Origin of the sequence: Pseudomonas sp. B21-021 (assembly GCF_024749205.1) — a bacterium.
Taxonomy (GTDB): Bacteria; Pseudomonadota; Gammaproteobacteria; order Pseudomonadales; family Pseudomonadaceae; genus Aquipseudomonas; species Aquipseudomonas paraglycinae.
The window spans coordinates 3,507,761-3,530,235 of sequence record NZ_CP087192.1; the positions used below are offsets into that span (position 1 = coordinate 3,507,761).

Annotated in this window: 26 protein-coding genes, 3 tRNA genes and 4 pseudogenes; 21 read left to right on the forward strand and 12 right to left on the reverse strand. The window is 54.2% G+C overall.

The window, feature by feature from the left end; all coding sequences use genetic code 11:
- Positions 1 to 89 precede the first annotated feature (89 nt).
- From modA to LOY31_RS15640, 10 genes are all read left to right on the forward strand, one after another.
- A complete protein-coding gene (gene modA / locus LOY31_RS15595) occupies positions 90 to 845 on the forward strand; it encodes a molybdate ABC transporter substrate-binding protein (RefSeq protein ID WP_221535021.1) in 756 nt (251 codons plus the stop codon).
- A complete protein-coding gene (modB, locus tag LOY31_RS15600; protein ID WP_007958914.1) occupies positions 846 to 1,526 on the forward strand; it encodes a molybdate ABC transporter permease subunit in 681 nt (226 codons plus the stop codon). It begins immediately after the preceding gene.
- Positions 1,527 to 1,529: 3 nt separating this feature from the next.
- The gene (modC, locus tag LOY31_RS15605) at positions 1,530 to 2,609 is read left to right on the forward strand and encodes a molybdenum ABC transporter ATP-binding protein (protein WP_258711808.1); all 1,080 of its coding nucleotides are present in this window, start codon (positions 1,530 to 1,532) and stop codon (positions 2,607 to 2,609) included.
- A gap of 73 nt (positions 2,610 to 2,682) precedes the next feature.
- Complete coding sequence (locus tag LOY31_RS15610) at positions 2,683 to 3,720, forward strand: DNA topoisomerase IB (protein ID WP_085745527.1); 1,038 nt, start codon at positions 2,683 to 2,685, stop codon at positions 3,718 to 3,720.
- Between the two features lie 143 nt (positions 3,721 to 3,863).
- The gene (locus LOY31_RS15615; RefSeq protein ID WP_258711809.1) at positions 3,864 to 5,489 is read left to right on the forward strand and encodes an ABC-F family ATP-binding cassette domain-containing protein; all 1,626 of its coding nucleotides are present in this window, start codon (positions 3,864 to 3,866) and stop codon (positions 5,487 to 5,489) included.
- A gap of 71 nt (positions 5,490 to 5,560) precedes the next feature.
- The gene (locus tag LOY31_RS15620; protein WP_007958903.1) at positions 5,561 to 5,791 is read left to right on the forward strand and encodes a hypothetical protein; all 231 of its coding nucleotides are present in this window, start codon (positions 5,561 to 5,563) and stop codon (positions 5,789 to 5,791) included.
- Between the two features lie 120 nt (positions 5,792 to 5,911).
- Complete coding sequence (locus LOY31_RS15625; RefSeq protein ID WP_007958902.1) at positions 5,912 to 6,142, forward strand: hypothetical protein; 231 nt, start codon at positions 5,912 to 5,914, stop codon at positions 6,140 to 6,142.
- Positions 6,143 to 6,225: 83 nt separating this feature from the next.
- The gene (locus tag LOY31_RS15630) at positions 6,226 to 6,510 is read left to right on the forward strand and encodes a hypothetical protein (protein ID WP_221535025.1); all 285 of its coding nucleotides are present in this window, start codon (positions 6,226 to 6,228) and stop codon (positions 6,508 to 6,510) included.
- Between the two features lie 231 nt (positions 6,511 to 6,741).
- Complete coding sequence (locus tag LOY31_RS15635) at positions 6,742 to 7,872, forward strand: acyltransferase (RefSeq protein ID WP_170929348.1); 1,131 nt, start codon at positions 6,742 to 6,744, stop codon at positions 7,870 to 7,872.
- Positions 7,873 to 8,031: 159 nt separating this feature from the next.
- Positions 8,032 to 9,204, forward strand: coding sequence for an acyltransferase (locus tag LOY31_RS15640; RefSeq protein WP_085603325.1), 1,173 nt, complete (start codon positions 8,032 to 8,034; stop codon positions 9,202 to 9,204).
- Between the two features lie 390 nt (positions 9,205 to 9,594).
- On the opposite strand, the gene LOY31_RS15645 is transcribed toward LOY31_RS15640, so the two are convergent.
- Positions 9,595 to 10,764, reverse strand: coding sequence for an acyltransferase (locus LOY31_RS15645; RefSeq protein WP_139834455.1), 1,170 nt, complete (start codon positions 10,762 to 10,764; stop codon positions 9,595 to 9,597).
- A 153-nt stretch (positions 10,765 to 10,917) separates the two neighbouring features.
- On the opposite strand from LOY31_RS15645, the pseudogene LOY31_RS15650 reads away from it, so the two are divergent.
- Positions 10,918 to 11,061 (forward strand): annotated as a pseudogene (locus LOY31_RS15650) (IS4 family transposase); the annotation flags it as partial.
- A 368-nt stretch (positions 11,062 to 11,429) separates the two neighbouring features.
- On the opposite strand, the gene LOY31_RS15655 reads toward LOY31_RS15650, so the two are convergent.
- The gene (locus tag LOY31_RS15655; RefSeq protein ID WP_085605137.1) at positions 11,430 to 11,723 is read right to left on the reverse strand and encodes a hypothetical protein; all 294 of its coding nucleotides are present in this window, start codon (positions 11,721 to 11,723) and stop codon (positions 11,430 to 11,432) included.
- Between the two features lie 897 nt (positions 11,724 to 12,620).
- Here LOY31_RS15655 and LOY31_RS15660 point away from each other — a divergent pair.
- Positions 12,621 to 12,923: a hypothetical protein gene (locus LOY31_RS15660; protein ID WP_221535026.1), complete on the forward strand. Its 303-nt coding sequence runs from the start codon at positions 12,621 to 12,623 to the stop codon at positions 12,921 to 12,923.
- Positions 12,924 to 13,102: 179 nt separating this feature from the next.
- On the opposite strand, the pseudogene LOY31_RS15665 reads toward LOY31_RS15660, so the two are convergent.
- From LOY31_RS15665 to LOY31_RS15675, 3 genes and pseudogenes are all read right to left on the reverse strand, one after another.
- Positions 13,103 to 13,363 (reverse strand): annotated as a pseudogene (locus tag LOY31_RS15665) (hypothetical protein); the annotation flags it as partial.
- A 57-nt stretch (positions 13,364 to 13,420) separates the two neighbouring features.
- Entirely contained in the window at positions 13,421 to 14,023 is a 603-nt protein-coding gene (locus tag LOY31_RS15670; protein ID WP_221535027.1) for a tail assembly protein, read from the reverse strand.
- 51 nt (positions 14,024 to 14,074) lie between these two features.
- Positions 14,075 to 14,497, reverse strand: a complete 423-nt coding sequence (locus LOY31_RS15675; RefSeq protein WP_221535028.1) for a hypothetical protein — start codon at positions 14,495 to 14,497, stop codon at positions 14,075 to 14,077.
- Between the two features lie 105 nt (positions 14,498 to 14,602).
- Between LOY31_RS15675 and LOY31_RS15680 the strand changes: the two genes are divergently transcribed.
- The 3 genes from LOY31_RS15680 (at position 14,603) to LOY31_RS15690 (ending at position 16,739) form a co-directional block, all read left to right on the forward strand.
- On the forward strand, positions 14,603 to 15,064 hold the full coding sequence (locus LOY31_RS15680; protein WP_221535029.1) for a hypothetical protein: 462 nt from the start codon (positions 14,603 to 14,605) through the stop codon (positions 15,062 to 15,064).
- Positions 15,065 to 15,573: 509 nt separating this feature from the next.
- The gene (locus LOY31_RS15685; protein WP_258713610.1) at positions 15,574 to 16,245 is read left to right on the forward strand and encodes a DUF6338 family protein; all 672 of its coding nucleotides are present in this window, start codon (positions 15,574 to 15,576) and stop codon (positions 16,243 to 16,245) included.
- Between the two features lie 248 nt (positions 16,246 to 16,493).
- Positions 16,494 to 16,739: a hypothetical protein gene (locus LOY31_RS15690; protein ID WP_221535031.1), complete on the forward strand. Its 246-nt coding sequence runs from the start codon at positions 16,494 to 16,496 to the stop codon at positions 16,737 to 16,739.
- Between the two features lie 67 nt (positions 16,740 to 16,806).
- On the opposite strand, the pseudogene LOY31_RS15695 reads toward LOY31_RS15690, so the two are convergent.
- Positions 16,807 to 16,977, reverse strand: a pseudogene (locus tag LOY31_RS15695) (transposase); the annotation flags it as partial.
- 15 nt (positions 16,978 to 16,992) lie between these two features.
- Positions 16,993 to 17,550, reverse strand: coding sequence for a helix-turn-helix domain-containing protein (locus tag LOY31_RS15700; RefSeq protein ID WP_258711810.1), 558 nt, complete (start codon positions 17,548 to 17,550; stop codon positions 16,993 to 16,995).
- 149 nt (positions 17,551 to 17,699) lie between these two features.
- On the opposite strand from LOY31_RS15700, the gene LOY31_RS15705 reads away from it, so the two are divergent.
- The gene (locus LOY31_RS15705) at positions 17,700 to 17,957 is read left to right on the forward strand and encodes a hypothetical protein (protein ID WP_258711811.1); all 258 of its coding nucleotides are present in this window, start codon (positions 17,700 to 17,702) and stop codon (positions 17,955 to 17,957) included.
- Positions 17,958 to 17,974: 17 nt separating this feature from the next.
- Complete coding sequence (locus tag LOY31_RS15710; RefSeq protein ID WP_221535032.1) at positions 17,975 to 18,289, forward strand: DUF4406 domain-containing protein; 315 nt, start codon at positions 17,975 to 17,977, stop codon at positions 18,287 to 18,289.
- Positions 18,290 to 18,293: 4 nt separating this feature from the next.
- Here LOY31_RS15710 and LOY31_RS15715 read toward each other — a convergent pair whose 3' ends face one another.
- A complete protein-coding gene (locus LOY31_RS15715) occupies positions 18,294 to 18,695 on the reverse strand; it encodes a hypothetical protein (protein WP_258711812.1) in 402 nt (133 codons plus the stop codon).
- Between the two features lie 440 nt (positions 18,696 to 19,135).
- Between LOY31_RS15715 and LOY31_RS15720 the strand changes: the two genes are divergently transcribed.
- The 4 genes and pseudogenes from LOY31_RS15720 (at position 19,136) to xerC (ending at position 21,291) form a co-directional block, all read left to right on the forward strand.
- Complete coding sequence (locus LOY31_RS15720; RefSeq protein WP_221535035.1) at positions 19,136 to 19,483, forward strand: hypothetical protein; 348 nt, start codon at positions 19,136 to 19,138, stop codon at positions 19,481 to 19,483.
- 200 nt (positions 19,484 to 19,683) lie between these two features.
- The gene (locus LOY31_RS15725; RefSeq protein WP_258711813.1) at positions 19,684 to 19,842 is read left to right on the forward strand and encodes a hypothetical protein; all 159 of its coding nucleotides are present in this window, start codon (positions 19,684 to 19,686) and stop codon (positions 19,840 to 19,842) included.
- 209 nt (positions 19,843 to 20,051) lie between these two features.
- Positions 20,052 to 20,258, forward strand: coding sequence for a DUF4224 domain-containing protein (locus LOY31_RS15730; RefSeq protein WP_221535036.1), 207 nt, complete (start codon positions 20,052 to 20,054; stop codon positions 20,256 to 20,258).
- Position 20,259: 1 nt separating this feature from the next.
- Positions 20,260 to 21,291, forward strand: a pseudogene (gene xerC / locus LOY31_RS15735) (tyrosine recombinase XerC).
- An 82-nt stretch (positions 21,292 to 21,373) separates the two neighbouring features.
- Here xerC and LOY31_RS15740 read toward each other — a convergent pair.
- The 4 genes from LOY31_RS15740 to pgsA form a co-directional block, all read right to left on the reverse strand.
- Positions 21,374 to 21,460, reverse strand: a tRNA-Leu gene (locus LOY31_RS15740).
- Between the two features lie 195 nt (positions 21,461 to 21,655).
- Positions 21,656 to 21,729: transfer RNA gene (locus LOY31_RS15745), tRNA-Cys, on the reverse strand.
- Between the two features lie 47 nt (positions 21,730 to 21,776).
- Positions 21,777 to 21,852: transfer RNA gene (locus LOY31_RS15750), tRNA-Gly, on the reverse strand.
- Between the two features lie 60 nt (positions 21,853 to 21,912).
- Complete coding sequence (gene pgsA / locus LOY31_RS15755; RefSeq protein WP_007958898.1) at positions 21,913 to 22,473, reverse strand: CDP-diacylglycerol--glycerol-3-phosphate 3-phosphatidyltransferase; 561 nt, start codon at positions 22,471 to 22,473, stop codon at positions 21,913 to 21,915.
- Positions 22,474 to 22,475: the final 2 nt, after the last annotated feature.

Consider the following 22,475-nt stretch of genomic DNA (forward strand, 5'->3'; position numbering starts at 1 on the left):
CGCTATATAGCGTTTCGCCCCCTCGCATCGGCGCAGTCTTCCTTCCAATAACAACTGCCCACTGCACTTGCCACCCACGGAGCCGTTACATGATCAATCGTGCCTCACGTTTTGCCCCTGCCCTGCTCGCGGTATTCGCCATCGGCGCCGCGCAGGCTGACGAAGTGCAAGTCGCGGTCGCGGCCAACTTCACCGCGCCAATCCAGGCGATTGCCGCCGATTTCGAAAAAGACACCGGGCACAAACTGGTCGCTGCATACGGCGCTACCGGCCAGTTCTACACCCAGATCAAAAACGGCGCGCCGTTCGAGGTGTTCCTCTCGGCCGATGACACCACCCCTGAAAAACTCGAGAAAGAAGGCGACACCGTCAAAGGTTCGCGCTTCACCTACGCCATCGGCACCCTGGCGCTGTGGTCGGCCAAGGAAGGTTACGTCGATGCCAAAGGCGACGTTCTGAAGAAAAACGAGTACCAGCATCTGTCCATCGCCAACCCGAAAGCCGCCCCTTATGGTCTGGCCGCCACTCAGGTGCTGGAAAAACTGAAACTGACTGAAGCCACCAAGACCAAGATCGTCGAAGGCCAGAACATCACCCAGGCCTATCAGTTCGTGTCCACCGGCAACGCCGAGCTGGGCTTCGTCGCCCTGTCGCAGATCTACAAGGACGGCAAGGTCAGCAGCGGCTCGGCGTGGATCGTTCCGGCGAGCATGCACGACCCGATCAAGCAAGACGCGGTGATCCTCAACAAGGGCAAGGACAACGCCGCTGCCAAAGCGCTGGTTGATTACCTCAAAGGCCCGAAAGCCGCTGCGGTCATCAAGTCCTACGGTTACCAGCTGTAAATGTCGCTCACGAGTGCCGATTTTGCGGCGATCTGGCTGACCCTGAAACTGGCGTCCCTGACCACCGCGATCCTGCTGGTCGTCGGCACTCCGATTGCCCTGTGGTTGTCGCGCAGCCGCTCCTGGTTGCGCGGCCCCATCGGCGCGATTGTTGCCCTGCCGTTGGTGCTGCCACCGACGGTCATCGGTTTCTATCTGCTGCTGGCCCTTGGCCCCAATGGCTTCATTGGTCATTTCACCCAATGGCTGGGGCTTGGCACCTTGACCTTCAGCTTCACCGGCCTTGTGATCGGCTCGGTGCTCTATTCCATGCCGTTCGTGGTGCAGCCGTTGCAAAACGCCTTCTCCGCGATCGGCACTCGCCCACTGGAAGTGGCCGCGACATTACGCGCCAATCCTTGGGACACTTTTTTCAGCGTGATTCTGCCCCTGGCCCGTCCCGGCTTCATCACTGCGGCAATCCTCGGCTTCGCCCACACCGTCGGCGAATTCGGTGTGGTGCTGATGATCGGTGGGAATATTCCCGACAAGACCCGGGTAGTTTCCGTACAAATCTACGACCACGTCGAAGCCATGGAGTACGCGCAGGCGCACTGGCTCGCCGGGGCGATGCTGGTGTTTTCGTTTCTGGTGTTGCTGGCGCTGTATTCCAGCCGCAAGACCCGCGCGGGCTGGAGCTGATCGATGATTGATGCACGTCTGAAACTGGCCTGGTCGGGCTTCAGCCTCGATGTCGATCTGCAGATGCCCGGTCGCGGCGTGACCGCGCTGTTCGGTCAGTCCGGATCGGGCAAGACCACGTGCCTGCGCTGCATCGCCGGGCTTGAACGCGCGCCGCAGGCGTTTATCCGCATCAATGACGAGGTCTGGCAGGACAGCGAACAAGGTATTTTCGTGCCGCCGCACAAACGCGCGCTCGGCTATGTCTTTCAAGAAGCCAGCCTGTTTCCGCACCTGTCGGTGTTGGCCAATCTGCAATTCGGCCTCAAGCGAATTCCCAAGGCGCAGCGCCGGGTCGACATGACCCAAGCCACAGAACTGCTAGGCATCGGCCACTTGCTCGATCGTCACCCTCAGCACTTGTCCGGCGGTGAGCGCCAGCGTGTCGGCATCGCTCGCGCGCTGTTGACCAGCCCCAAATTGCTGCTGATGGACGAGCCTCTGGCGGCCCTCGACAGTCAGCGCAAAAGCGAAATCCTGCCCTACCTGCAACGCCTGCACGACGAACTGGAAATCCCGGTGCTGTATGTCAGCCACGCGCAGGACGAAGTGGCCAGGCTCGCCGATCATCTAGTGCTGCTTAGCGGCGGCAAAGCGCTGGCCAGCGGTCCGATTGGCGAAACCCTGGCACGGCTCGACCTGCCCCTGGCCATGGACAACGACGCCGGGGTGATCATCGAAGGTCAGGTCAGCGGCTACGATGCCGACTATCAATTGCTCACCCTGCAACTGCCGGACTCGTCATTGAGCATTCGCGTGACTCACGAGCCGATGACGACGGGCCAGAGACTGCGCTGCAAGGTGCATGCGCGCGACATCAGCCTGACCCTGCAAAACAGCGAGTTCAGCAGCATCCTCAATCGCCTGCCGGTCACGGTCGTCAGCGAACAGCCGGCCGATAACGCCGCGCACGTGCTCATTCGCCTCGATGCCGGCGGGACACCGTTGCTGGCGCGCATCACTCGCTATTCACGGGATCAGCTTGGCGTGCATCCGGGCCAGTCGTTGTGGGCCCAGATCAAGGCTGTTGCGGTACTGGCGTAAATCTGCGGGCACGACCGTCATGACGCGCGGTCAATGGCTTTAACAGCCTGATTTGCCGCGAAGGAAGTCCGCCATGCCCGATACTGCGCTCACCGAGGTGTTGCCTTCGGATCTGCATTACGTCGATGACACGCAGCCCGGTATCACCCGCAAAAAACTGCGCGGAAAGTTCGCCTACTTCGATCCCGCAGGCCAGCGCATCACCGATCCCGACGAGATCAAACGCATCAATGCACTGGCCGTTCCACCAGCCTACGTCGACGTGTGGATCTGCGCCGACCCGCGCGGCCATCTGCAAGCCACCGGCCGCGATGCCCGTGGACGCAAGCAATATCGCTATCACGCTCGCTGGCGCGAAGTGCGTGACGCGGACAAGTATTCGCGTCTTCGCGAGTTCGGTCTGGCGCTGCCCAAACTGCGCAAACAGCTGGAGGCGCTGCTGGCATCGCCGGGCTTCAGCCGCGACAAGGTCATGGCGACGGTCATCACGCTGCTCGACGCCACCCTGATCCGCGTCGGTAACACACAATACGCGCGGGACAACCGCTCCTACGGCCTGACCACCCTGCGCAGCCGGCATGTCGAGGTCAACGGCAGCGCGATCCTGTTCCAGTTTCGCGGCAAGAGCGGCATCGAACATCAGATCACGGTGAAGGACCGGCGCCTGGCGCGGATCATCAAGCGCTGTCTGGAAATTCCGGGGCAGAACCTGTTTCAGTATCTGGATGAAAACGGCGAGCGGCACACGGTCAGTTCCTCCGACGTCAACACCTACCTGCAAACCCTGACCGGCGCCGACTTCACCGCCAAGGATTACCGGACCTGGGCCGGGAGCGCCCTCGCTTTGGCGGTTCTGCGAGAGCTGCAATGGGAATCCGAGACCGAGGCCAAGCGGCATGTGGTGGAGATGGTGAAAGGTGTCGCCCGACAACTGGGCAACACGCCGGCGGTCTGTCGCAAGTGCTACATCCACCCGGCGGTGGTCGAGCATTTCATGCTCGGCGCCTTGGCCGAGTTGCCAAAACCGCGCATCCGCAAAGGCCTGCGCAAGGAAGAAGTCGCGTTGGCGCTGTTCCTTGAGCGGATGGTCGAGCAGGCAGGCACGCCTTGAAGCCTTCGGCCGTCTCGACTAGGCTACGCCCTCCTACCTCCCCGGGATGACCGCAGAAGTGAACAACTAAGCCTTCAAAAATGTAATCGCGACACGCCGTACATGGCGCTTGTCACTGTTCACGACATTTTTTGGAGGTGCCGATGACTCACGTCTCGCGTACGCCTGCTCTCGTCTCCCTAAATCAACTGGGTTTTCAGTTCGCCAATGGCGAGACGATTTTCACTGCACTCAATCTGAAATTCGATCACACCCCGACCGCCATCGTCGGGCGCAATGGCGTGGGCAAAAGCGTACTGGCGCGCCTGATCGCCGGACATTGGCAACCCACCAGCGGCAGCGTGACGCGTGCCGTGGCAGCAACCTACGTGGCGCAAACCTTTGTCGCAGCATCCGGCGAGACGGTCGCCGAGACCACCGGCAGCGCCGCGATTTTTCAGGCGCTGGAGCGAATGAACCGGGGCTGCGGATCAGTCGAGGATTTCGATCTCATTGGCGAACAATGGGATCTGGCGGACCGTCTGCGTCGCCTGCTCGATGACGCCGGCCTGGCCGAAGTTGCCTTCACCGATCACACCGGGAACCTCAGTGGCGGCCAGCAAGCGCGCATCGCCCTGATTGGTGCGTTTTTGAGTCAGGCTCCGTTGCTGGTTCTCGATGAGCCGACCAACCATCTGGATGCATCGGGACGGCAATGGCTGATGAACTCGCTGGAACGCTGGCACACCGGCCTGATCGTCGTCAGCCATGATCGACAACTACTCGACCGGATGCAGCGGATCGTCGAGTTGAGCGCATCGGGGGCTATCGAATTCGGTGGCAATTACTCGGCATTCCGCGAGCATCAACGAATCCATCAAGCGGCGGCGCAGGCACGTCTCGACCACGCCAGAAGCGAACGCCAGCGCGAGCGGATTCGCTTACGACGCGAGCACGACACAATACAGCGGCACGCTGCCAACTCGCGACGCAACGCCGAAACCGCCAACATTGCCAGTTTCGAATACGTGGCGATCAAGGGCGCCGCGCGAGAGATCATGGGGCATGTCCGTCAGGGTCATCAGGCCCGCAAGTCCGAACTGGATGCCCAGGTGCGCGAGGCTTACGCCAAGGTGCAGCCCGAAGGCAGCGTGCTGATCAACCTGCCCGGGAGCGCGGTGCCGAACAACCGCCAGATCTGCACGCTGATCGACGCTCAGCTGCCCTGGCTGTCAAACGGCGCACTGAGCCTTACGATCCACGGCCCGATGCGCATCGCTGTCAGCGGACCCAACGCCTGCGGCAAATCAACCCTGTTGAAAGTTCTCGCCGGGGAACTGGCACCCGTCGCTGGAGCCGCCACGACTCACGTGCCCTTCGCATTCCTGGATCAGCAACTGGCGCAACTGGACGATCAGCGTTCCATCACCGAACAGCTGATGATGCAAGGGGCGGCGCTGACCGAGGGCACCCTGCGCAGCTATCTCGCTCACTTGCAGCTGGATGCGAGCCGCGCCACGGCCCCTTGCGCTTCGTTGAGCGGTGGCGAGCGCCTGAAAGCCGCACTGGCGCTGGCCTTGTGGCGAGTGGATCCTGCGCAGCTGTTGCTGCTGGATGAACCGACCAATCATCTGGATCTGCCATCGGTGGAAGCGTTCGAGCGGTCATTACAGACATTTCCGGGCGCAATCGTCGCCGTTTCCCACGATCAGAACTTCCTTGAGGCGTTGAATCCGACTCACCACTTGCGCTGGCACCCATTGGGCTGGCAACTGCACCCGACGAACTGACTTGGCTATTTTTTGCACGATTGCTCAGGGCTTCTATAGTTGATCTGGTACGAATCAGCCGCGGTGACGCCATGGAAGACATATTCGTCGTGAAGCGCTGCAACAAGATCGTCATCCACGGCCGGCGCGCCGGAGAGACTCTCCATGAGCCCGCCGAAGCCCTGGGCTGGTATCGCATCTGCGACACGCGAACCGGCGGCTTCATCGGCGACGGCTACGATCGGGAAGAAGACGCCCGCAAGGAATGTCATCGGCTCAACGCCGCCAGCTCGCGAGTGACCGCGCCCGAGTCGTCGGGCTGATAGCTGTCATTTACGGGTCTATACTCAAACCAGCTGAAGGAGCAGCGCCCCAACGGCAGAAAGCTCGCCCTTCGCGGGCTTTTTGCTGCCACCGAGCGGATTAATGAACGGAGGTGTTCCATGTCCGAAAGAGAGTCCATCACCACTCTCCTCACCTTGCTCGATGCCCGCGAAGCACGTCTGGCCGCGGCCTGCAAAGAGATCGCCGACTGGGTCGACCATCAAGGCGGGCACCCCACCGCCCTGCGCATCCGCGACCGGCTGAACGATATCGAAAAGGATACCCCGCTGATTCGCAGCACCCTGTCATCGCTCAAACCGATCGACCGGCCACTGCCACGCTTCAGGTAAGCCATCGATTCACGGTGCGCGAAAAAAGAACGTCCTTGGTCGTGAGAGGTCAATACCTTTACACGTCACCAAGGAGACGTCTTATGGTCATTCATTTCAAAGTCGACGGGCACCTGGCCTGCGGGCACAAGGGCAACAACCTCTCCTCCAGCAGCGAACTCAATCGTGTGAAGTGCCGCAGCTGCCGCAATACCGACGCATACAAGGATGCGCGCAAAGACCAGCGCAATGCGGCGCGGCGCGCGGCTCGCCATTCAAAGGATGCGCACACGGCGTCCGACTGGCGTTCCGAGTGGATCGAGCGGTTGACCGCGATGGCCGGACTTCAGCGTTTGCCTAGGGGATTCAACGGGCAGGCGTTTGTCTGAAAACAAAAAAGGCTTGCATGAGATATATCATGCAAGCCTTTGATTATTCGTGGTACCGAAAACCAAAATTGGGCCTCCCCTACAGCGTTCGCGCGCGAACTCCCCGATCACTTTCGCCGATAGTCATACTTTTCTCCGGGAAAAAATCTCGCTGAACGACGGGATTTCTACCAACTTACGAATGACTACGCTGATGCTGTACAATCGCGCGCAAATTTAGAGGAAGGCTCCATGCGAGACTCAATGGACAAGGCTGGGAGCATTCCAGCACTTACCGGCATTCGTTTCTTTGCTGCGTTAATGGTTTTTTTTTCGCACTATCCAATTATTGGATCCGGCGAAATTCTGAAAAGATTTCAAGTTGCCGGCTACTCAGGAGTTACGTTCTTTTTCATCCTTTCAGGTTTTATAATCACGTATAACTACCTGGATAAATTTGAGAAACGAAGCGGAGCATCAATATCTTCATTTTATGCTGCCAGGTTTTACCGAATTTACCCCTTGTATGCGTTTTGCACTCTTTACGCCTGGGCGAACTCATCCGAAACAATTCCATTATGGCCACACCTGCTGGCGGTTCAAGCATGGAGCGGAGACACGTTATTGGCCATGGGTTTCAACGGGCCTGGATGGAGCATTAGTGTTGAAGCATTCTTATACCTGATGTTCCCTCTCGTGCTGCCAGTAATGCACTATCTCGGCATCACAAAATCGAAAAATCGATTAATTGGCTTTGCAACACTAATGTTCAGCTGCCAGCTAGCTTTGGCTATGTATTTTTGGCTTTCAGGCAAAGCGGACTTATCACCGTTCGACCCTGACTCCGCCCACCGGTGGCTATACCGCACACCCGCAACAAGATTGTTCGATTTCTGCATTGGTATATCCGCCGCTATTTATTACAAGCAATTCATGCAGAACTCGCGTCAATCAGACGTGACATGGAGCAGACTTACTTATATTTCGTTAATGGCTGTATTTGCCATGATGCTATGGAAAGAGAACTACAGATCGGTATTCAGCTGGGACGTTATCTATGTTATCCCCTTTACCTTGCTGATTATCGGCGTCTCCCAGGCACGGCAATCCTTTATATCCAGGGCCTTGTCAACCAGAGCCGCCATACTGCTTGGAGAAGCTTCCTTCGCACTCTATTTGATACATACTCTGATGAGGGGTATGTACCCATCACAACCAAACGAGTCGTTTGCGTATACGCTGATGCAGCACGGATTTTTCCTGGCAGTAGTAATTGTTATGTCAATAGGTCTGCACCTTGCGATAGAAAAACCTGCACAAAAATCACTAAAATCTTTTTTTACGAAAAAACACACAAAAGAAATACAACACGAACTCTCTTAAAGTCGGCAGATCAGCCTCGGTAGAAAGAAACTCAACAATAGACTTGTACAGTGAAACCCAGGATGGAAACCAGAGATTTTAGTGAACCACGAAATTCGATCGCATCCTTCACTTCGCTGGGTGCTATTGCTTTAGAGTTATGTGAAATTGAGGAGCGGCATGATGCCAAAATTTTCAAATAGGACGGGAGCGATCCCAGCGCTAACCGGACTTCGGTTTGTGGCAGCGCTGATGGTATTCTTCTCTCACTATCCTATTTCCGGTCTTGGCGAAGTGCCTGAGCGGATTATGGCATCTGGATATTCAGGGGTCACATTTTTCTTTGTCCTTTCTGGCTTCATCATCGCTTACAACTATATTGAACAATTCGAGACAAATCCACTGCGCAGCACACCCAAATATTTGTGGGCTAGATTCAGCCGCGTTTACCCCCTTTATATATTGAGCATGGCTTTTGTGTGGCTGCAAAAAGACGCCAACACCCCCATCGCCATATATATTTTTGCGGCACAAGCCTGGCATTCAGACACATCCATAATCGCAGGACTTAACAGTCCTGCATGGAGTGTTAGTGTCGAGTTTTTTTTATATTTATGCTTCCCGTTACTAATTCCAGCATTTTCATCTCTTGGAATTCTACGACCGGGCTTCAATATGTTTGCAGCTGCGCTGATCGTCATAATTGCGCAACTGTCTTTAGCCGTATACTTCGGGACACCACCGCATGACTCTTTGACTCTCGGCGACCCCAATTCTGCGCATCGGATGCTTTACAATTTCCCTCTGCCAAGGATATTTGATTTCACACTCGGAATCTTGACCGCCGCTTACTATTTAAGGCGAGAAGAGAATCGCACAAATTCAAAACAGTGGGGTTACGCAAGTTACGCGATAGCCGCTGCCATTATTTTACTCATGGCATCAAAACTGAACTATTTATCATCCTTCAGTTGGGACGCGTCATATGCCTGGCTTTTTGCCCTGCTCATACTTTCAATTGCCGAAAGCCAACAAAGCATGCTCAGCATGTTTCTATCTACAAAAAAAGCTGTATTGCTCGGCGAGGCCTCATTTGCCTTTTACTTAATACACGTCATCGCACTGCCTTTATTCGACCTGAGCACACAGAGGTCATTCGCCGCAGCGATAGCATTTGAGTTTATGTTTCTTGGATTGATTATTACGATGTCCATCGGACTACATTTATCCGTTGAAAAACCTTGTAGGAGATGGTTGATTAGATTGGTATACGGTCGTGAAAAGGGTGGCGCGCATGGCGGCTCGATTAACACACAGCCCTCACCCGCATATCGCGCTCATCCCCCTGATTAAGGCGCCCAACCGGGTTACCGGGCCACATCCGCGCTGGGGCAGCGCCCCAGCTCAGTGCGAATATGAGCGGCGCACAATTAAAATTCTTCAAGTTCCGTCCATTCAGCGGCACAGGCACCGATGTCAGGATTAGACAAGATCAATACCTGAAGTGGCCGAGCACTGTTGTGATCAATCCGCTCGAGCCCTCCCGGATTTGGTGATCAAGGATTCACATAAGGGGGACTGACGCATAAAAATCTGTCCCGTCATACGCCCAACCCTGTTGCGGCTGCGGATTTATGATGAACGCCTCCGGAATAAAAACACCCTGCGAACGCGCAGCCCTCGCAGGGTGCCAGGGTGACATCTCATTAGCCGCGCTTAGGCGGTTTGAATAATCAACATCTACTAATAGGTAGCCACCCGAAAAAAGGATTTTCTCCTTATCGCCAACATTATTTTCCTGTGAACAGGTAACTCAACATAGTTTCCTATGGCACCGGAAACAATAATTACCAGAAAGAAATAACCAACAAATACAATCGATCCGGAAAAACCATTACTTGAGCACCATGTTCGAAGACCATTTCCGTAGGCTATGCCGAATGCTACCGTATGAATCAAATAAATCGAGTACGACCCATCTCCCAGCCAAACGAAAACCCGAGTTATTTTTTCTGAAATACCCAAGTCAACATCCTTGATTTCCGTGCCGATCGCTGCCGCAAAGATCAACACCGCAGCACCACCAAACAAAATTATCCTAGGTAAAAACATGTCTCCACGGGTCATAGAGACCCCATAGACATTAATCGAAAGATAGATTGCCAACGAAAGAACAAGGGCCGCGGCCATCCATAGTACAATTGACATTTTTGCCAATCGCGATTCCCATCCTAATGACAACAAATAGGCCAATGTGACACCGCAGAAAAATTCGACGAACCATAGTGATGTGAGGTAGCCAGGCAATAGACCATCTACCCAACGATTCCAAGACACGTCCGCCATGAAGGCATTGTAATCGTAGAAAGTCGCTGCCCCGGAGCTGATTACTACAACTGCCTTCAATACAAATAGCCCTACAACAATGCTTAGCGCGCAATACCTTTTACGACTGGAATAAATAAACATGAGCGCAAACGCCAGCCAATAAAACAAAACCTCATATACCAGAGTCCAGGCTACCGGCAATAGCTGCGTTGAAATCCGCTGCGGGTAGAGCATTATGGATTTTGCAACATCGGCATTTCCGCTACCAAGTCCAAAAAATAAAATAACAAACACCACAGCTAAATATGGAATATAAATTCGGGCAGTTCTACCAAGTAAAAAACCAACTCTGTCAGTAGATGTTAATTTTTCTTTGGCGATCATAGGCCAGAGTACAAACCCGCTTGTAACGAAGAACAGATCTACTCCAAAAAAACCGAACCAGCTCAATGGGCCGGGAGCGGCAATCCCTAGAACGGCCAATAGTTGATCCTCAAAATGGTAGGCCGCGACCAATAACGCTGCCAGACCACGCATTATCTGTACAGAAGTCCATCTTTTTCTTTCAATAGTTGAGCTGTTCACACCTGGTGATCCTTGGTCTATAGGCGCGGAACTATACCATCTGTAATGTTCGAATAAAGGCCGCCGTTGGGCTAATGCTGTTCACTTAAGCATTCGAGTCTCAGCAGGGCTTCCCCGAAAACCCGTTGCCAGATCTCTGTCTTCGGATTTTTTATGTCTGTTCAACAGGAATTGCTCGAACTTGGCGACTTTTTTTACTTCTGTGACCTGAGCACCTTCACCCAAAACATCCCCGTTGAATGGGTGGCGTCGGCGGTAAACCTTTCCAGTCAGGCCACCATTCACCGCCATTGGCTGATCCCGGCCAAAAACAAGCACGAATAGTGAGGAGGTGACCCGTTACAGCCAGCACGACCGCTTGGTGCGCATGAAAGTCTCTCCGCAGGCCAGGACACGAAACCTGACGCTCCCGACGCACCGGGAGGCGCGTGAAGTCCGCTATGAAGGTCAAGGCAGACTCAACGATTATCAGAGTTAAGGGAGGTATTGGAGCGTTATCACCACCCAAGGCCTTCGAGGCCAAGGACGCTGAAGATTTCAAAGACACGGTCTCCAGTGAACCATAAGGCTTCTCCCCTTAAGTGAACAGAATCAAGATCGAATCGGCCTTTTTTCTGTTCACTCAACGCCCGGGCGATCAAAGCCCGGTTAATGGAACACCCGGATTACTTCGTTTTCTTCACTTGGCAAACCCCATTGGCTTTGTTCTTGCCCGTATACGAGACATCAGGTGAGCCGTCGGACATGATCGTCAGCGAGATGGTCACCCCGCCGCCTTTCGCTTCGAAGGCGTTTTCGTTGAATTTCTTCAGTTTCCCTTCTTTACCGTTGATGTAGATGGGGCCGCCCTTGTCAGCGTGGACCTCGATATTTCCAGGGCATGTCGCGTTCAGCAGTGGAATTCCTGCTTGAGCAAGGCCGGAAAATATCAGCAAAACGCCCATTAGCAGTCGCTTCATCATCATTGCCCTGTGTCAGGTTTAGCGAGAAATAAACACTAGCTCACTTCGATTGCAATGACCTGACAACACGTCTGAAATCGAAAGGAAAAGCAGGTGATACCGCTAAATGATTGGCGGAAAGGAATTTTTCATTGCGGAAAAAACAGAAACGCCTGCATGAGGTATCTCATGCAGGCGTTTGATATTCATGGTGCCCGAAGCCGGAATCGAACCGGCACGCCCTTACGAGCGGGGGATTTAAGTCCTACGTTAGAATCAGGCGGGCTGCGGCTTTGAGCCTGTTTTCCGGGCCGCAATTCTTCCCAGTCCATACTCATTTGGCCCAATGTTTTCAGATGCTGAAAAATAATTGCGGCCCGGAGTTTTCTACAGAAATCGGCACTGCCAATGTTTAGAAAACGACTATCCATCAAATGGCATCATGCCGATTTTGCATACTCCCTCCCACGGCGTTCTGCCGACCGAACACAATCAAAAATCCTACAGCTCGTCGCTTCACCCTCGCCCACCTATTGCACCTCGATTACTGTATATCCAAACAGTTCAAAGCAAGACGGCCCCGTGGATCCCCTTTTTATAGAAGACACCGACGAATGGCTCGGCTGCCCGACGCCGCTCGAAACATGCCGTCAGCAACTCAGGCTTTACGAAAATGAATTCGAGGAACTGAATCGTCAGCTGTGCGAAGAGAGGGCGGATATTCAAGCTGGTCCAGATGAACACCGAGACCAACAAAGACCGTGACGCACTGCGTAAACAACTGCAGGCGGCCCAAGCCGATGTGGGAAGCCGAGACCGATCATTGCGATGACGCCTAAAAGCTTCATGTAACTGAACACACGCTAATCCTCTGCTATACAAGAGATCCGCAATCGATAACCAATGGAGTTGGAAATGCCTACAAAAAGGGAAATTACTATCGCAGGGATCGGCGCGGCGCTCGGTGCCGGGGCCAAACAAGCGCCTGCTGAATTCAGCATCGGCAATACAAATATCAAGATCGATAATCGGGGAATCAGCATCATCCTGAACGAGGCAGGCCTCGACCAATTCGCACTGAGAATTTACCGGCCGGATATCGACGCTTCAGCCTGGGGGTATGTGCTTGTGGCTGAGCCAGGTGCGAAACCCAGTGATAAAGGTGAGGCAGGTTGGAGCGACTATCATGTTGTCGGGTTCATGCCAAAGACTGCATGATCAGACGAGAATATTCAGCACTTTCTCGTACAAAGCTTGTAGCTCATCAGCGCCGTTTGGAGTACGCCCGCGCCGACCGGTGTTGATGATGCTGCCAATATTTGTGTTGTCACCAGAATCCGCCAGAGTGTTGAGTCAGTGCGTTGCCGACCACCAGGCTGCCGACATCGTGGCGTGCTGTAGGTCTGGTTCACCGAACCCGGGCGCCAATCCGACTTCACGCCCGGAAAGTTGTAGTTGCCGCTAGCATCACGAATCGGCGTGTTGTCCAGGTAAATGTCGTATTCGGTCGGAACGCCGTCAAACTCGCCCTCGCCCACGGCGATCAGCAGCTTGGCCAGGTTGGTCGAGCGCAGGCTGTCGCTGGCTTCGACCGGTGATTTCGGCTTACTGCCGCCGCCCTTCTCGCCGATATTTTCGATTTGTTCCGCTGCTCCCATGCTTTCCTCCAGGCATAAAAAACCGCCTCGCGGGCGGTTGGTGTACTACTGTCCTTCTTACACTTTGTCTTCGGCCAGGATTGAGGCCGAGATGATCATCCCGCCCCATCGGCGATCGCCGATGCAGATCGGCACCGGGTTTCCGCTGGCCGTGGTGTTGTTAGCGCTGCCGAAGGCGTGGGACGGGGCGATTTCGGGGGATGCGCTTTGCTTCAGGCCTGAGGCTTGGGGGCTGAGCATTTGGATAACGCCGCCGGCGACAAGGCCGATACCCGCGCCAATCAGTGGCGCACCAAATGGCGTGGTCGAAAGAAACGTACCGGCAACGATCAAAACAGCACCGATGATGGTTTGAATCAACCCAGCCTTCTTGCTTCCGTGGATGACCGGCACAATACGAATGTCGGTTGCGCCACCCAAACCAAATTCTGCTTCGCCAACGTTCTTTCGATTGCGAAACACGGCGAAGCGCATGCCCCGCCGATCAAGGCGCTGAATCTCCTCCTTGAATCCCTCAAGCGTCGCCTTCAATGCTCGGAACGCTTCCCAAGCCTGGCCAGAATCCAATACTCGACGATGAACTCTGCCAAACTTGGCCGCAAGAGACCCGGACAGCTTGATCGTAGTCGTCGGCTGATAGCGAGCAACGCTCGATTGCATGACTTTCTCCAGTCATAAAAAACCGCCCGAAGGCGGCTGATTTGAATTCATTTACTGATAATCGACGTGCGGTACGAGAAAATAGCCGCTCATGTCTCCACTGATTCTGTAGAGGCTTTCTTTGCCGCTTTGCACATTGGCAGAGATCGTACGAATGGCTGCTCCGCCACACAGCCCAGAACCAGCGAGACTTGCTCCAATACTTGGATTACCCGGCGGCAGATAAAAGGAAGCGCGCTGACCGGTGCCGATTTTCGCGGCCTTCCGACCATCGACATACACGACGATGTCACAACCAGATCCAACCATTCCCGAGTCCCGGACGACCATTACCTTGCCGCTTTCTCCGGGTGGTTTGGTTTGAAACGCGTACAGCTCATCACGCGGTACCGGATCAGCCTGGCTAACCGGAATAGCTGACGATGCACATCCAGCCAACAGCGCCAACGCCAGCGCTCCTACGATCAATTTCATGCAGGTCACTCCTGTGGAAATGGCGCGTACTGTAGCATTGACCGCGCAGGCGATTCGAACCTGCCCCAACGCCAATTGAAAACCCTACAAACAGCGGAATTCCTCATGGAAGAATGGACAACAAACCCTCAGTTTTGGATAAGCAGTGCTGTATCGGCGCTCGTAGGGTTTCTACTTCAATTTTTGTATCGCTCATCGCAAAGTGCAGTTCACGCTATGCTCGTCGGAGCAAAGGGCCGCATTCGATCCTTTTTCCGAGGTCGGAAGCTGAAAGACTTAAAACGAATCAAGGCTGCTAGATTCGACAGCGCAAAGATTAACCGGGAGATCGCGCTGAGCTACGCCATGCTGACGCTGTTCATTTTAAATGCAGCAGGATGTCTGTTGAGCTTCGGATTTGCTCCATCCGTGACACAAAAGAGCTACATTTTGGCAATTCTCTACGCCTCACTCACAGGCATTCCGCTTCTAATTTTTGAATTCGCATGGCTGGTGACGTCAACAAGAGTGGACGAAATGCTGAAGTATCGTAGTCGCATCAAACGACGCAATCGTCGCCTCCGCTAAACAGAAGCCCGGCCCGCAGGTTCTTCATTCGTATAAGAAAAAATTTTAAGTGCAGTGCTGGGCCTTCAATGAATAAATATGGAACCGTATGACAGCCCCCTCCCTCATCTTCAAATACCTTGGCCACACCAAACGAGATGACGGTTTGATTAGACGTTACAATTTAGAAGTCACCGATAGCCGGAGCGGCAAGACTGTAACGATCTCTGTCGAACCCAAGCACCTTGCCTCAGCCCGAAGCATGAAAAGAATCCTTCTGGACCGGTGTATGTTCTACAGAGCAACTCGTGCAGAGCATGACGAGATGCTACTCAAGATTCTTGATCTACAGTCTGAAGCGCTCCAAGAGTAGCCCTGCTTCGCCTGCCTTTTAAGACTGTTCAAGCCCTTAAAAAACGCCCCTCATCAGCACAAACGCCAGCGCTCCTAAGATCAACTTCATGCAGGTCACTCCTGTGGGAAAGGGTTCACTGTAGCGCGGCACTGTCCGGGCATCCAGCGTGGATGAAATGCCAGTGGCAGAATTGGATCCAGCCATAGTAGCCTTATGCCAACAACAAAGAAAAGAGGACATGAAGCATCACTGCTTTAATAAAACCATGGATGAAATTAAAGACCTTCTGCCTACTCTCCAATTGTTGTTACCTGGCTTTCTGACAACTGTCATTTTCTATTGGTTAGCAGATGTTCCTAAGCCGTCTCAATTCGAGCGAGTGATTCAGGCACTAATTTGCACCCCGCTTATCAACCTTACTGTTCAATTAGTAAAATTCTTATCACTGAAGATTGGGGATTATTACTCATTCGGAAAATGGGAAGACCATACCAACACTATTTACTCTATAGCCATTTCAATATGCGCAGGAGTAGTCCTTGCTTACGCTTGCAACAAAGACTTTTTCTACTCCATTGCTAGAAAAAGAAAAATAACATCAAAAGCGTCACACAGTGATCAAATCCATATATTTCGGAGTCGTGCAGGAAACGCAATAACACTTCAACTCAAGGACTCCAGACGTCTAATGGGATATATCGCTGCAATCCCATCCTCAGAATCTTCAGGTCAATACTTGATCCAATGCCCTAGATGGATTGTCGGCGAAGAATACAAGGAGTGTGAAGGCACAGAATCGATAATGATTAGCCACTCAGAAGTGCAATGGGTTGAATTTACAGATTAATGGAGCATCACTATGACACCGAAAGAGCTGGAAGAACTGCAGAAGCGATTTGAGCGCGGCGAAATAAGCGTGGGCATTGAGCATTTGATTCCAACAGTTGACAGAAAGCCAATGCCGACGAAGGTTCCAACCCCGCCCCCCCCAATAGAGGGTGAGAAAAAACAATAGCGACTATCCCAGTCCTTTTCCTGCAAGCCCAAGGACTGGGATTGCGCCAATTTCGGCGCGGACAACGCAAGGAGCATGAAATGAGTGAAAAAAAAGTTTTGAGTTCATTCGAGACAGGAACCCTCGCCGCGATCACCCTTATAGGAACCGCCCTCGCTGGTTTGGATCTGTCAAAGCGTACGAAAATCAGTAATGCCGCGCAGGACCTTATCGAGGCGCTGCCTGTTGATCGAGAGTACGCTGATGGCTCATCGGGTCATCAGTTGGCGCTTCGAGCGCTGATAAAAGGTTTGCACCCAATTGAGTCGCCGAAATCTGACGACTGATCCATTGCAACAACTTCCCTGCGTCAGCGTGACCAGGGAAGTCGCCAATGGGCTTATTTTTGGTTCTTCACGGATTACCGGGAAAGACGCTCTTGATCTTCATGAAAAAGAATTCGCTATCCCGGTAACCGTACGCCATACGCTTGATGACCTTTATTCGATTGTTTATTCCTTCCAACTGACCGGTGTGCATCGGCCAGCGAACCCGACTCACGATGGCCCGCCAGAACCTTTTAGCCGTTTGGCAAAAGGATCAGGGCCGGAATTTCGCTTTCATGAGCATGACGCAGCCATTGCTTCCAGGCCGATCTCCAGGCGCAGGCGGTACTCGGTGCCCAGCGAATTCATCCATCACCAAACGTCGTGGTTGCGCCTTCGGCAGTTCGCTCAATACCGCCTGCAAGGCGCGACGCTCCAGCAATCTAACCGTGTCCCAATGCAGGCCAAACATTTGGGCCACGTGCAGGGTAGGAAAGCGCTCGCAAGCCTGAATAACCGCATCGGCCAGGCGGCGCGTCATGCGCGCATAGCGATCCAGCCAACTGACGGCCTCCATGCGTTTGCCACAATCGCGGCAGCCAACTCGCCTGAGCAAAACGTTGAGGCGTACCGCACGGCCAAGAATGGGCAAATCACGAACGACTCGCTCGCAATACTCATGAGTGGTTGAACAGGTTTTTTGGCAGCCGCCACAGGAAGGGAATCGGGTGGCGTGGGGTGTTAGATCGATCTGGAGGGCGTCACCATCGGGCTTGATGTTGACGACAGAAAAGCCCTCCCAAAAAGGAAGGAAAGTATTAATATCGCGCATAAGAACGCCGGTTTGTTAGATGTGTTTGCTCGCACGAACATCATCAATCAAATCGGCGTTCTTGTTTCTGTGTTTCCCGGGATTCCGTGAAGAACCTATTAATTCGCCCACCCTCCACCGCCCGGGCATGCCCCGGCATAGGACTCCACATGCCCACAGAAAACAAACCGGTCGATCCGTTCGGCCCCAGCGGTCGCACATTCCACATTCACTTAAGCGTGCGCGGCGCGCTGCGTGACTTCAGCAAGCGCCAACTCCGCGGAATGTTCCAGCACGCCGACGGCACCAAGTGCTCCGCCGATGAGGCGAAGGATCACCTGCTGAAGCGCTGGCCCAGGGCAAAAGAGGTGCTGCCGTTCGGGCCGCCTTGCGAGGGTTTCGATTTCACCGGCAATGGCTGCCCATGACACGACACGGAGGCAGCATGAAGCGCATCTACCTCAGCGGTCCCATGACCAATATGCTGGACCTGAACTACCCGCTGTTCCATTCCACGGCCGCCAGCCTACGCGTCGCCGGGCACAGCGTCATCAACCCCGCCGAGTTAAACCCAGGCCCGGGCACCTGGAGCGAGTGCATGCGCCGCGATATTAAAGCGCTGATGGAATGCAACACCGTTGCCACGCTGCCCGGCTGGCAGGACTCCCGCGGTGCCAGCCTCGAAGTGCACATCGGAAAGGAACTCGGCATGAAGGTTGTGAATGCCCATGATCTGGCATCGATGGAGATTGCAGGATGAGTGACTACTCTGCGTCTAGGTCCGCCCTGATGCGAGCAGCGATAGACGGCGCCCAGTCCTGGCCAGTAATTTGATACGTCGAACGCTTCTTGCTAACGATTCGAATTGAATAACTGTCTGCTGATGGCGAGACAGGAGTCACAAACAAACCGATGACCTCCCCCCAGGTGGCCATTCCTGCAGGTGCTTCGGATTTGATGACGCCAGCACTCTTGTTTGACTCGACGATTGCCAAGCCGGAACTCATAGCGCTCACCGACGCCTTCCACACCTCGTTGTAAGTTTTATCACGTACCTCAACAGTCACTCCACTGTCAGTTGGCTGAAGCCCGTCAACAGTAGAGCAAGCAGAAACACTAAGGCACAAAGCACCCACAGCTAAAACCTTCGATACGTTTTTAATCATAAAAACCCCCATCGATCAGAAAACTTAGTAAAGCTCAGTTCCACTGAAGCGGTTTGGCTAGATGAAAGCTCGCAACGGGCCAGAGCTTCGCATAAATCCCGGAAAAAATTCCCTCCCCTTCAAAGTCAGCCGCTATAGCGGATCGAAATCGCCTAATTGCTCTCGAGCAATTGGGATAGCGAATTCCAGCAGCTCCAGAGGTACATCCTGCTCGAACAGTGTCACCTCAAAGCGCATCGACCCATCGTTTCGAAAGATTTCAAACACTGGTCCGGCATTTCCGCGCCAGCACTCCCACGCGAGACCATCGCGCCCGTGGACAACGCTGGATGCCCGACAGAAACGATATTCAATCCCGTGAACGACCATCCGCAACCTCCTTTCTTGAGGACTGAACGATACCCCTCCATTGATAGCCGCTATAGCGGTAAGGACCCCATGTGCTCAATGCAAAAATTTACCACTCACTGAACACGCTTACTGCAAGCCAAATGGCCAAGTTGCTGGCGATGCATCACGGAATCGGTGCTTTCGGCTACAAGTACGAAAGCCTGCGTGACGCACCGAATGGCCTAATTACGCTTGAAGATTTGGCGTCCATGCCCGGCGAGGATCTGGAACGACTTTACGATGAGAGCTCGCACAATGACGCGGTGAACGAGGTACGTTACAGCGCAGTAGCCGCCCCGGGAATGCCGTCTTGGTGCCACTACAGCTGGGAGCGCGACTACGAGGTTGATGTGAAGTCCTTCATCCTGCCCGATGGCCGTGCGCTCGCTTTTTTGTGAGATGAGCGGCGGCGGTAAGCACGGCGAGCCAGATGCCTACCCCCCCTAGGTTGAAGAGGCCAGGTTCATCAAGGTCTCCGGCGTCGAAGAGCGCGTCATCAAGACTTACAAGTTCGAGGATATTCCAGAAGCCTCAGAGCAGATGCCATGATTGCCCTCGCCTGGTTCACCTACGTCTACTGCTACAAAGTCCGGCATCCATGAACCGTCTGGTCAGCGTCCGCATCAAGGAACTGACCGGACCGGCGCTGGACTGGGCCATCAACGCGATCGAGGAGGACCAGCAGCCCGTGGCAGGCCAGTTGGACCTCTTCGCCCTGCCCGACACTGAGCATCTGATCGCGAACTACGGCGTCTGAGTCGAGCGTGGGAACCAGTCACCCTGGTTGGCCGATATGGCCCGTGATCCATTCAACCGCCAGCCCGGCGAAACCCGAACCATCGCTGTGTTCCGCGCCGTGGTCTTTGCCAAGCGCGGCGCCACGGTCAAAGTCCCCGCCGAACTCCTCTAGCAGCAAATCACTACCGAAAAACCACCTTCTGCCGCCGCGCGCGGCATGGATAGCTCATGAACATTCAATTTTTATCGCACGAAGAAGTTTGCGAGCTGACCGGCGCGCGGACCAAGGCAGGACAGATCCTGAACCTGAAGAAAAACGGAATCCGGCACTCGATCAAGCGCAATGGCTGGCCGGCGGTGACAACGTTGGCAGTAACCGCCGTTGGAAGCTACGAAGCTGAAAAACCAGTATGGACGCCAAGAAAGGCGAGTTGAGATGGGACGAAGACCTAGCAAGCCGGGCTCAATTGCTCGGGTGAGAGAGCGCAAGAAAGCCAGCGGCCGCATCTACTATTACTACAACACCGGCGGAAAGGACCGCAAGGAGATCGCGCTTGGCAGCGTTTACGGCCTGGCAATCATGGAATACGCCAAGCTGGAGCGGGATCGGACAGACGTTGACTTGGTCGCCAAGGTCGTCACGTTCCGCTATGTGGCAGAGAAGTACATGGTCGACGTGGTGCCCACCAAGGCCGCAAGCACCCAGAAAGACAATGCACGCGAGCTGAAGAACCTGATGGCATTCTTCGACGATCCGCCGGCGCCACTGGAAACAATCCAGCCCCTGCACGTACGCCAGTACCTTACCTGGCGGAAATCCGCACCCATCCGCGCAAACCGTGAGAAAGCTCTGCTCAGTGCGATCTGGAACTACGCCCGAGACAAAGGCTATACCTCGCTTGCCAACCCATGTTCAGGCATCAGGGGCAACAAAGAAACCGGCCGGGACACCTACGTCGAAGACGAACTGTTCAAACGGGCCTACGACAAAGCAGACCCAGGGTTACAAGATGCGATGGACCTGGCTTACCTGACCGGTCAAAGGGTCACAGACACCCGAATGATGGACGAACGGGACGTCCGGGATGGCCAGATCTGGGTTTTGCAGGGGAAAACGAAAGCCAAACGGCGAATCGAGGTCATTGGCGAGCTGAAGGTTTTGATTGATCGAACCATGGCCAGGAAGGCAGGACACAAGGTCCGCTCGACGCGGCTGTTCGTGACAGAGGATGGCACTCCGATGACGGAGGCGATGTTGCAGAGGCGGTTTGATGTGGCCCGGGAGGCCGCTGGAGTCGAAAAGGCCGAATTCCAAATGCGTGATCTGTGAGCCAAGGCCGGTACCGACAAAGCGGAATCGAGCGGCGATATCATGCAGGGCAAAGATCAACTTGGGCATACCACCGTCGTAATGACCGAGCAGTACATTCGGAATCGCAAAGGCAAAAGAGTCATGCCTACGAAGTGAATTGCGGACCACTGTCAAAATTTCGGCCCGGAAACAAACAAGGGTTTGCATCAGCTTTCGCTCGCAAACCCTTGATTTAAGATGGTGCCCGAAGCCGGAATCGAACCGGCACGCCCTTACGAGCGGGGGATTTTAAGTCCCATGCGTCTACCAGTTTCGCCATTCGGGCGGTAGCGCGGTGTTGCTTGGCTCTTACGACGATTCACAGTCCTGACAGGAACTGTACGTCGGCGGCAGAGGGGGAAATATATACATCACTTCCCGGTGAAGCAAGTTTGCAGTTGCCGTTTCAAAGACAAAATCTTTCAGTGCAACGCAAATAAAAAAGCTCCGTAAATCATGGATCTACGGAGCTTGTTTATAGTGGAGGCCGAGGTCGGAATCGAACCGGCGTAGGCGGATTTGCAATCCGCTGCATAACCATTTTGCTACTCGGCCTCAAAACATTTGCTGTCAGTAGCGCAACAACAAACGTTGTACAAACTTGGAGCGGGAAACGAGACTCGAACTCGCGACCCCGACCTTGGCAAGGTCGTGCTCTACCAACTGAGCTATTCCCGCTTTGTGTGGCGCATTCTATAGATTCCAGATGCCCCGTCAACCCTTTGATTCAAAAAAGTTTTATTTCTTTTCAACATCGGTCTTCAGATGTGGCCAGGCAGCGCGAAGGTATTGAACCATCGACCACAGGGTCAGGCCTGCCGACACCATCAGCAACGCGTAACCGATGACAACCCAGAAACTGAAAACCTTGGGATTGGCCAGCAGGATCACCAGTGCAAGCATCTGCGCAGCAGTTTTCCACTTGCCCAGATTCGACACGGCCACATGGGCCCGCGCACCGAGCTCGGCCATCCACTCACGCAATGCCGAGACAACGATCTCGCGACCGATGATGACAGCAGCCGGGAGAGTGAGCCAAAGATTGCCATGCTCTTGCACCAGCAACACCAGGGCAACAGCGACCATCAGTTTGTCAGCGACAGGATCCAGAAACGCACCAAACGGCGTGCTTTGCTCCAGGCGTCGCGCGAGGTAGCCATCCAGCCAGTCCGTTGCCGCCGCAAAGGCGAATACCGAACTTGAGGCCAGATAGCTCCATTGGTAAGGCAGATAGAACAACAGAATGAAGATCGGGATGAGCAGGACGCGGAGAACGGTAATCAGATTAGGGATATTCATCG